Raw genomic sequence first — 9,914 nt, forward strand, 5'->3', positions numbered from 1 at the left:
GCAAGCCTCCGGCCAGTGCCCGCAAGCTGTTCCGGCTGATCCGCGATACCGCCGGGATGTAGGTTTCACGCCGCTCGGGTCTGATCCGGCCGCAGGCCTGCGAGGAGGCGCTGTGAACCCATCCCTGGGCGCTACCGGCGCCATCCCTGGCGCAGAACCTCCTCTTCGGCCTGCCCCCGACGCCCCTCGCCAACAGTCCAGAGCATTTCCTGCTCAGGACTGGGTACCACCCACGGTCAACTCATCGAGCTTCAGGGTCGGCTGGCCGACGCCCACGGGCACATCCTGCCCTTCCTTGCCGCAGACGCCGATCCCGGTATCCAGTTCCATGTCATGACCGATCATGGAGACACGCCCCATGGCCTCGGGTCCATTACCGATCAGGGTCGCGCCCTTGACCGGTGTAGTGATGCGACCATCCTCGATCAGGTAGGCCTCGTTTGCCGAAAAGACGAACTTCCCCGAGGTAATATCCACCTGGCCCCCGCCGAAACTCACTGCATAGATGCCGCGCTTGACACTGCGCAGGATATCCTCGGGGTCATCCTGACCGGCCAGCATGTAGGTATTGGTCATTCTCGGCATCGGCAAGTGGGCGAATGACTCACGACGGGCATTGCCGGTTGGCGCCATGCCCATCAGGCGTGCATTGAGCTTGTCCTGCATGTAGCCGGTGAGGATGCCGTCCTCGATCAGGGTGGTGCACTGGCCCAGGGTGCCTTCATCATCGACACTCATCGAACCACGGCGATCGATCAGGGTCGCATCGTCGACCACGGTGACGCCGGGAGAAGCCACCCGCTGCCCCATGCGTCCGGCGAAAGCCGAGCTGCCCTTGCGGTTGAAATCCCCTTCCAGGCCATGGCCCACCGCTTCGTGCAGCAGGATGCCCGGCCAGCCCGGGCCCAGCACGACCGGTAGCTGGCCGGCCGGCGCATCGACGGCCTCGAGATTGACCAGCGCCTGGCGAACCGCATCCTTCGCATAGCGCTCGGCGACCTGCTCGTCGCGGAGACGGGCCATGGAATAGCGTCCGCCACCACCGGCACTACCGCGTTCCCGCCGGCCATTCCTGACCACGATGACGCTGACGTTGAAACGCACCAGCGGGCGGATATCCGCCGCCAGAGTGCCATCGCTGGCCCGCACCAGCACCAGTTCATGGACACCGCTGAGCGAGGCACTCACCTGGGATACCGCGGGATCGGCCTCCCGCGCGGCTCGATCGGCTTGCTTGAGCATGGCGATCTTGGCCTCGGCGGAGAGTCCGGAAAGCGGATCCACCCCGGCATAGGCGGCAGGGTGACGTGCCACGACTCTCGAGGCGATCGAGAGTTGGTCACCACCACGCACGATCCCGGCTGCCGTGCGTCCGGTCTCGGCCAGGGCCTCGGGAGATATCTGGTTGGAATAGGCAAAGCCGGTCTTCTCACCGGCCATGGAGCGAACCCCTACGCCCCCGTCGATGTTGTAGCGGGCCTCCTTGACCTCGCCATCCTCGAGTACCCATCCCTCATGCCAGGTGCGCTGGAAATAGAGGTCGGCATAATCGATGCCGCGTCCCAGGGCATGGCCCAGTCCCACATCCAGGGAGTCGAGGTCCAGTCCACCGGGAGCGAGCAAGGTCTCGGCGACGTCATCGAGAAGAAAGTCTTGGCGTGATGTCATTCGGCATTTTCCACAGAGATCTGCGGCGAGATCCAGGGACCCCGCACGCGATAATGAATTCGGGTCACGCGGTCGAGCGCATCGCCAAAGAGACGGTCGGCAATGAACAGGGCTCCACCCACCAACGGGGCGCCGGCAATCACCGCAGTCAGCGGCAGATTGCGACTGACCGGGACTGTGACGCTCAGACGCTGGTCGAGTTCCCGCCGAACCAGGTCCACCGTGCCTTCGAGGCTGAAGAAGGTCGCCGGACCCTCGACCTCAAGCGGCCCGTTGGTTTCCAGGATGCCACCATACAGGGTCGCCGCACCGGTGACACTGTCGAAGGCGGTTCCCTGACTGGTGACGTCGGAGAAATCCAGACGCAGGCGACGCAGCAGGTTATCCACGTTGAGCAACCCCACCAGGCGGGCGGTGGGCGATTCGATGTTAACGAAGCGTCCGTCACGCAGGAAGAGCTCCACACTTCCCCGGGAGCGTTCCAGGGCGAATTGCCAGGGGGCACCCGGCCAGGCGAGCTGGCTGGAGACACGTGTCTCCTGGCTACGGATCAGCCCTGGCTGGCCGAGCCGCTCCAGGGCCGACCCCAGATCCCGGCCATCCAGATCGAGCCTGGCCCGTGTCAGGCTATCCGACGCCCCCGCCGTTTCCCAGACCAGTTCGCCACGCGCCGATATCTCGCCAAGGGTCAACCCCAGTGGGGCCAGCGTCAGTCTTTCGGGGGTGGCTTGCCAATCGCTGGTGAAGGGACCAAAGCGTCGACCCTGGCGCTCGATCTCGGCGATACGTAGCCGACCATCGGGCAAGTCACCGACCCAGGATGGCAGGGGCTCGGCCTCCGGCGGCGTGGCGATCTGGTCCATCAACGAGCCTCCCTCGGCAAGCTCGGTCACGAAGCCATCCAGTGACAGCCGTGTGAGCCTGATATCCAGGCCGTCGCGCAGGGCGGGGCGGTAATCGACCTGGCCGGCCAGGAGGCTGCCGTCCAACTCTATCGACCAATCGGTGCCATCCTGGGGTCGACCCTCAGCCTGCAAGGACCCAAGGCAGTGGCCCGCATTTTCCAGGCAACCCGTCTCGAGTCGAACGGAGCGCAGGCGGCCGATCATGCCATTGGCGCCACCGGAAGCCCCCCCAGGGGGTTCCAGCCCCGACATGGCCTGCCTCCATGCTACGATATCCAGCCGCGGCATGAAGGCATCGATCCACCAACCTTCACCCGAGGGCCAGTCGGCACGCGGGGGGCGACCCAACCACAGCTGCCCCTGCCCGATATCCGATCGCGGCAGGTCTCGCCACCGCAGGTTGAGTTGATCGCCCAGTTGCCCCTCGATACGCCCGCCCGCCAGGTCGACCTCCAGCACCAGCGGCTTGCGTTCCGCGGCAGACTTGCCGAGCGGAGCCGGAAGCGCCACGCTGAGCCCTTCCAGGGTGGAATCCAGTCGCAGCCTGCCATCCCCATCGCCGAAGGCCAGCTGCCCCTGCCAGGGGAACTGACCGTTGAAGATCTCCACGAGGGCCGGCGCCCCACCCCAGCGAGACACCGCCCCGGCACTCGCCGTCCCGGAAAGGTCGATTCCCCCACCCCGGGTGTCGATGTCGGCGCGCAGGGAGCCACCGAACAAATGGCCTTCCAGGCGTCCCTCCAATCCGCCATCCGTCCCTTCCTGACGCCAGACCAGTGGGCCTGCCAGGTCGCCCAAGGTCAGGTCCAACGGGGTATAGGTCAGACTAGAGAGCGCCACCTCGGTGTCCACCTCCAGGGCCAGCGACTCGGGCTCGCCCAGCGTCAGGGCCAGCCCCAGTCGTCCTTCGGCACTTCCTTCTCCTCGCCAGGCATCGACCATCGCCATGCCCTCTGCCGGAATCGCCAGGAGGTAGTCACGCAGGGCCCCGGCAGACGCCGAAAGGTCAGCGTTGACATCGAGCCGACCCTCCTCCAGGGAGACCCGACCCTCCCGGGCTTCCACGCCGAGGCTCTCGGCATGATCCACGCGTGCCGAGAGACGACCGTCCTGCAACGACAGTTCACCGGACACGGCATCCAGCGCCGGCCAGTCGGCGGCAAAGGGCAGGCGTCCCTCCTCGATGGTCAGATCCAGGCCGAAGGTGGGGGGAATGCGGGACGCACCACCCGATATGGGGACATGCAAGCGCAGCGCGCCCTGCGACACGCGTCCCTCCACGCCATTGCCAAGCCAGGCACGCAATTCCTCGCCGAGGATTTCCATGGGCAGCCAATCATTCAAGGGGGTGTCGATGGCGTCGACGTCGCGAAAGCCCAGCGACAGGCCGAAGACTCCCCGTTCGTCGGCGACCGCCGACAGGCCGAAATTCCCTTCCACGTCGGCACCCTGCCAACCGACCCTCAGGTCACGACCGCTGACAACGGTGCGCGGACCATCGTAGGACCAGAGCACCTCACCACCGGCACGGGAAAGCGACAGGGAGGGGCCGAAGACCTCGGGTAAATGCAACTCGGTTCCATCGTCACCCGCAAAGAGGACGTTTCCCTTGAGGCCCCGTGCTTCTACCCACATGTCCAGGGGCCCCACCCCGGGGACGCGTTGCCAGGGCGATACGGCAACGTCCCGGAGGGCCGCCTCGGCCACCCACTGACCGTCCTCCCGCCCCAGCCCCAATCCGGTTATCCGGCCACGAGGGTCCAAGGTGTCGATGACGCGCGACAAGGCCTCCGGCAGGGGGAGCCGATCTCGCCAGGCCGCCAGCGACCCCAGGTCGAAGTCCGTGGTATTGAGCCGCCAGGCATCGCCGCTGCTGCGGATGTGCCAAAACTTCGGCAAGGCGGGGCCCCAGCGATCCTCGAGCCCTCGAGGTTCATCCCATCCGGCGCTCTCGGCATCTCCCTCGAGCCAGGCCTCCCAGCCATCATCGCGCCGCAACCACTGGCTCCGCGCCTGCAGGTCATTCAAGACGATATGGCGCAGCTCTCCGCGCTCATCCCGGTGGCTCATGGCGAGCCTGGGTACCTCGAGGTCGAGACGCGCATCCGCCAATTGACCACGATGCCATCGCGCCCAGAGACGCGTATTGCCGCTGGAAGAATCGAGACGCAAGGGATCACCGGCGCCCAGCACCTCGACCAGACTCATCAGGCTGTCGAACTGCATGTCGGCCTGAAGGGCGGCACTGAAGTCCCGCATGCCCGAGGGGCCGGGAAGGATCTCGAGGGCGACCTGCATGACAGGTGCCTCGCGATCCAGCGCTGGATCCTCGAGACGCAACTGCCCTTCCAGTTGCGCATGGCGGGAATCGCCGCTCATCAATAGACGCGGGGCATGCAAGGCAATGCGTCGCTTCTGACCATGCAGGACCAGGCGAAAATTCTCGACCCAGGCCCGCTGGCGAAGCAGCAGGCCGACCCAGAAATCCAGGCGATCGAGATCGAGCCCGGTCTCGAGTTCAAGCTCGGGCGGGAGTCGTGCCGGGTCGGGCCAGTGCCAGCGACCCGCGACATCCTGATAGAGGTGCAAGGTAACGTCCTGGACGCGGGCATCCTCGACGACCGGCAGGCCCTCGACCAGGGTGGTGCGGGCATCCAGCTGCAGCCTGGCCTGACCCACCTCGAGAAGCGGCACATGGCCGACTCCTTCTCGTGAGCGAATCATCAGCCCGGAAAGGGCCACCACAGGGTCGAAACGGGACAGTCCGGTATCCAGCTCGCGAATCTGCACCACGGCACCGAAACGGGCCGAGAGCAGCGATTCGAGTCGAGGCGTGAAGCCTTCTGCCAGGCCGAGCCCCAACCGGACCAGGAGCGTCAACAGGGCGACAATCGCCAATGAGAATGCCACCAGTGTCAGCACCCATCGCGACAACCGTCGAATCGGGGTCATGGGCTACATCAGCACGATATCGTACTGCTCCTGGGAATAGTGTGTCTCGACCTGGAAGCGGATGGTCTTGCCGATGAAGGCCTCGAGATCGGCGACCGAGGCGGATTCCTCGTCGAGCAGCCGATCCACCACGGCCTGGGAGGCCAGCACGGCATAGGATTCGGCATTGTAGGCTCGCTCCTCGCGGAGGATCTCACGAAATATCTCGTAGCAGACCGATTCCGCCGTCTTGAGGGTGCCTCGCCCTCCACAGGTCGGACAGGCCTCGCAGAGTGTCTGCTCGAGACTCTCGCGGGTGCGCTTGCGAGTGAGCTGAACCAGCCCGAGTTCGGTGACACCGGTGCACTTCGTCTTGGCGTGGTCACGCTCCAGGGACTTCTCCAGCATGCGCAGGACCTGTCGCTGGTGTTCCGTGTCCTCCATGTCGATGAAATCGATGATGATGATGCCACCCAGGTTACGCAGCCGCAGCTGGCGGGCGATGGCCGTGGCCGCTTCCAGATTGGTCTTGAAGATGGTCTCTTCCAGATTGCGATGCCCGACGAACCCGCCGGTGTTGACATCCACCGTGGTCATCGCCTCGGTGGGATCGATCACCAGGTAGCCACCGGACTTGAGCTGGACCTTGCGCCCCAGGGACTTGTGGAGTTCATCCTCGACACTGTAAAGATCGAAGATCGGCCTCTCTCCGCCATAATGCTCGATACGCTCCAGGGCATCGGGCATGAACTCCTCGGCAAACTCGACCAGCTTCTGGTAATTCTCGCGGGAGTCGATGCGCACCTTCTCGACATCTTCCCGCATCACGTCGCGCAGGATCCGCATGAACAGGGGCAGATCGTCATAGATCACGCTGGGCGCCGGCGCCGTGACCTTGCGCTCGCTTACCTTGCTCCACAAACGCAGCAGGAATCGCATGTCACTCTGGAGTTCATCGCTAGCAGCGCCCTCGGCGGCGGTACGCACGATGAATCCCCCCGGCACCTCGGAACCCTGTTCCGCCTTGATCGATTCGAGAAGGCCGCGCAGGCGCTCACGCTCCCCCTCATCCTCGATACGCTGGGAGACACCATAGTTGGGTGAATCCGGCATGTAGACCAGATAGCGGGACGGCACCGACAGATGAGTCGTCAGGCGCGCGCCCTTGGTACCGATAGGCTCCTTGATCACCTGGACCACCAGCGCCTGGCCCTCGTGCAGCAGGTGACCGATGGACAACTGCTCCTCGGCCGGGGTGCCTGAGGGCATCACCTCATGAGCATGGATGAAGGCGGCACGATCCAGGCCGATATCGATGAAGGCCGCCTGCATGCCCGGCAGCACGCGGACCACCCGTCCCTTGTAGATGTTGCCGACGATTCCCCGACGACGGGAACGTTCGATGAAGGCCTCCTGGAGGACACCATTTTCCACCACGGCGACCCGGGTTTCCATCGGCGTCAGGTTGATGAGTACTTCACCGCTCATGCGGAAATCCTTGTCCAGATAAAACGCTCGCCATTCATGACAACCTCGAGAATCCTGCTAATCGCTGGCCAGACGGCGTCCCAGGGCTTCGAAAAGGGTGGTCAGCCATGGCCAAAGCAAGGCACCTATCAAGGAGGGTAACAGGAAGGAGAGATGAATGGAGAAGGGCCCGAGCAGGGTGCGCAGCCACTGTTCGACGAGCTGTACCATACCCAGCAGCACCAGGATCAGGACCGCCTGCTGGACAAGCGAATAGGCCCGGAACCGTGGATACACCAGGGCACAGAGGAATGCCAGCAAGGACAGGATCAAGGCATTCTGGCCCAGAGGGGCGCCCTCGATGAGGTCCAGCAGGATCCCCATCGAGAAGCCATGGAAGACACCCACACGATAGGGTGCCTTCATGCACCAGTAGATCAGCATCAGTCCCAGCCAGTCGGGCCGCCAGATCTGCCAGCCGTCGGCCAGGGGCATGACCTGCAGGCAGAGCGCCAGCACCAGGGTGAACCAGACCCAGGGCAGGCTGGCGGACGACGGCGCCTTCATCGAGGTGTCTCCTCATCCAGGGACTGACGAACCACCTCGAGGGCGGCTTCCACCGCGTCGGGAGAGAGCCTACCCTCCCCGGCCATCTTGGCCGGCGAAGGGGGAAAGAGCAGCAGAAAGTGCCTGGAACGTTGCAGCTGGGCCACCGGTGTGGCATTGACGGTGGCGAAGGACTGGCCGGGATCATGTTCGACCTCCGCCACACGGCCCACTGGATACCCGGACGGGAAACGCCCCGCCAGACCGGAAGTGATCAGGAGGTCGCCCACTCGGATATCCGCCGTATCGGGCACATGCAGGACATTCAGCTCATCGTAGCGGCCTGTACCCTGGACAATGAACCGCAACCCATTGCGGTTGATCTGCACGGGCAGGGCATGGCTCGCATCGGCCACCAGCAGGACACGGCTCGAAAAGGCGGAGACCGAGGTAATCTGTCCCACCAGTCCGGAGGCATCCATCACCGGCTGCCCCACATAGGCACCGTTTCGCCTCCCCCGGTCGATCACCATCTGATGGGAAAAGGGATCGGTATCCAGCGAGAGCAGTTCGGCGGTGATGAAGGGAACTTCATCACGCTGCCCAGCAGCGAGCAGCTCACGCAGGCGCACATTCTCGGCCGTCAGGCTGGCCATGCGCTGAACACGATGGGAAAGGGTCAAGAGTTGCCCCCGCAGGCGTCGATTCTCCTCCAGCAGGGCGCGTTGGTCGGAGAACGCAAGCGAGCCCCAGTTGAGCACTTCACTGGGCAGGCTGACCACCCACTGGATGGGTGCCACCAGTGTGGAGAGCTGGGCACGCACGACTTCCATGCGGGTGAATCGGGTATCCACGAACATCAAGGCGGCGGATACCAGGACGCACAGCAGCAGGCGATACCCCGGCAATGGGCCATGCGAGAACAGCGGCTTGATAGACGAACCCCCCGCGGCGCCTCCAGCGTCAATCGCTGGAGAGCAGTTCGAAGGTATGCTGGTCGATCATCTCCAGGGCCTTGCCACCCCCCCGAGCCACACAGGTCATCGGATCCTCGGCGACGATGACCGGCAGGCCGGTTTCCTCGGCAATCAGCTTGTCCAGGTCGCGCAACAGTGCGCCGCCGCCGGTCAGCACCAGCCCCCGTTCGGCGATATCGGACGCCAGCTCGGGAGGCGACTGCTCGAGGGCACTCTTCACCGCGGTAACGATGGCCGCCAGGGTCTCCTGGAGGGCATCCAGGATCTCGTGGGAATTCAGCGTAAAGCTGCGCGGAATACCTTCCGCCAGATTACGGCCGCGCACATCGATCTCGCGCAGCTCACCGCCCGGATAGGCACAGCCGATCTCTTCCTTGATCCGCTCCGCCGTGGCCTCGCCGATCAGGCTACCGTAGTGACGACGTACATAGGCGGTGATTGCTTCGTCGAAGCGGTCACCCCCCACACGGGTAGACTCGGAATAAACGATGCCGTTGAGCGAGATGATGGCGATCTCGCTGGTGCCCCCACCGATGTCCACCACCATGGAGCCATAAGCCTCTTCAACGGGCAAGCCGGCACCGATGGCCGCCGCCATGGGCTCCTCGATGAGGAAGACCTCGCGGGCACCGGCCCCGTCGGCTGATTCCTTGATGGCACGCCGCTCCACTTGGGTGGACATGCAGGGCACGCAGACCAGGACCCGCGGACTCGGTGTCAGAAAGGTACTCTGATGTACCTTGCGGATGAAGTGCTGGAGCATCTGCTCGGTCACGGTGAAATCGGCGATCACCCCATCCCTCATCGGACGAATGGCGGTAATGTTGCCCGGTGTGCGACCCAGCATTCGCTTGGCATCCGCACCCACCGCGGCCACCGTCCGCATGTTGCCGGACTGACGAATCGACACCACAGATGGCTCATCGAGCACAATGCCTCGGCCGCGCACATAAATCAGTGTATTGGCGGTTCCCAGGTCGATCGACAGATCGCTGGAAAACAGCCCCCTCAAACGTTTGAACATGGATGTCGTTACCTAGTGCAGTCCGGAAACCCTGTGCGGAGCCAAACGATATCACCGCGGCCTCCCTGCAGCAAGCAAAAGCCCCATCGATAGGCACTGAACGGGTCTGCCAGCCGGCGGGCGGATGTGGTACCTTCTGCGGTCGTTTACAGTAACCCCCTCCCTTCGAGGACATTCGGACATGGCACTCGAACACAGCGACGTTCTCCGCGCGGCTCACCTGGCACGGCTTGGCCTGAGCGATGACGAGGCAAGGCATTACCTCGAGGATCTCGGCCGCATCCTGTCGATGGTCGACGAACTTCAGGCGCTCGACACCCAGGGTGTTGCTCCCCTGGCCCACCCTCTGGACGCCACCCAACGCCTGCGCGCCGACGAGGTCACCGAGACCGATCA

The 9,914-nt window shown here is 64.2% G+C and carries 7 protein-coding genes; 1 reads left to right on the forward strand and 6 read right to left on the reverse strand.

The window, feature by feature from the left end:
• Positions 1–213 precede the first annotated feature (213 nt).
• The 6 genes from tldD to ACESMD_RS01430 are packed head-to-tail and all read right to left on the reverse strand — an operon-like array spanning position 214 to position 9,518.
• A complete protein-coding gene (gene tldD / locus ACESMD_RS01405) occupies positions 214–1,668 on the reverse strand; it encodes a metalloprotease TldD (RefSeq protein WP_372609627.1) in 1,455 nt (484 codons plus the stop codon).
• The gene (locus ACESMD_RS01410) at positions 1,665–5,525 is read right to left on the reverse strand and encodes a YhdP family protein (protein ID WP_372609629.1); all 3,861 of its coding nucleotides are present in this window, start codon (positions 5,523–5,525) and stop codon (positions 1,665–1,667) included. The genes tldD and ACESMD_RS01410 overlap by 4 nt, the downstream gene beginning before the upstream one ends.
• 3 nt (positions 5,526–5,528) lie before the next feature.
• Positions 5,529–6,992 carry a ribonuclease G gene (gene rng / locus ACESMD_RS01415; RefSeq protein WP_372609631.1) on the reverse strand — a complete coding sequence of 488 codons (1,464 nt, stop codon included), beginning with the start codon at positions 6,990–6,992 and terminating at the stop codon, positions 5,529–5,531.
• Positions 6,993–7,049: 57 nt separating this feature from the next.
• Positions 7,050–7,538 carry a rod shape-determining protein MreD gene (mreD, locus tag ACESMD_RS01420; protein WP_372609633.1) on the reverse strand — a complete coding sequence of 163 codons (489 nt, stop codon included), beginning with the start codon at positions 7,536–7,538 and terminating at the stop codon, positions 7,050–7,052.
• Positions 7,535–8,425, reverse strand: coding sequence for a rod shape-determining protein MreC (gene mreC, locus ACESMD_RS01425; RefSeq protein ID WP_372609635.1), 891 nt, complete (start codon positions 8,423–8,425; stop codon positions 7,535–7,537). Before mreC ends, mreD begins: the two co-directional genes overlap by 4 nt.
• A 55-nt stretch (positions 8,426–8,480) precedes the next feature.
• The gene (locus ACESMD_RS01430; protein ID WP_372609637.1) at positions 8,481–9,518 is read right to left on the reverse strand and encodes a rod shape-determining protein; all 1,038 of its coding nucleotides are present in this window, start codon (positions 9,516–9,518) and stop codon (positions 8,481–8,483) included.
• A gap of 181 nt (positions 9,519–9,699) precedes the next feature.
• Here ACESMD_RS01430 and gatC point away from each other — a divergent pair.
• The coding region (gatC, locus tag ACESMD_RS01435; RefSeq protein WP_372609639.1) for an Asp-tRNA(Asn)/Glu-tRNA(Gln) amidotransferase subunit GatC at positions 9,700–9,914 on the forward strand (215 nt) is incomplete at its 3' end.

The sequence above is a fragment of the Halomonas sp. genome, assembly GCF_041689495.1.
Classification (GTDB): domain Bacteria; phylum Pseudomonadota; class Gammaproteobacteria; order Pseudomonadales; family Halomonadaceae; genus Halomonas.

What these genes read in the sequence shown, in the direction of transcription:
- tldD (WP_372609627.1), bottom strand. Translation starts at nt 1,668, where the DNA reads ATGACATCACGCCAAGACTTTCTTCTCGATGACGTCGCCGAGACCTTG.
- ACESMD_RS01410 (WP_372609629.1), bottom strand. Translation starts at nt 5,525, where the DNA reads ATGACCCCGATTCGACGGTTGTCGCGATGGGTGCTGACACTGGTGGCA.
- mreD (WP_372609633.1), bottom strand. Translation starts at nt 7,538, where the DNA reads ATGAAGGCGCCGTCGTCCGCCAGCCTGCCCTGGGTCTGGTTCACCCTG.
- rng (WP_372609631.1), bottom strand. Translation starts at nt 6,992, where the DNA reads ATGAGCGGTGAAGTACTCATCAACCTGACGCCGATGGAAACCCGGGTC.
- ACESMD_RS01430 (WP_372609637.1), bottom strand. Translation starts at nt 9,518, where the DNA reads ATGTTCAAACGTTTGAGGGGGCTGTTTTCCAGCGATCTGTCGATCGAC.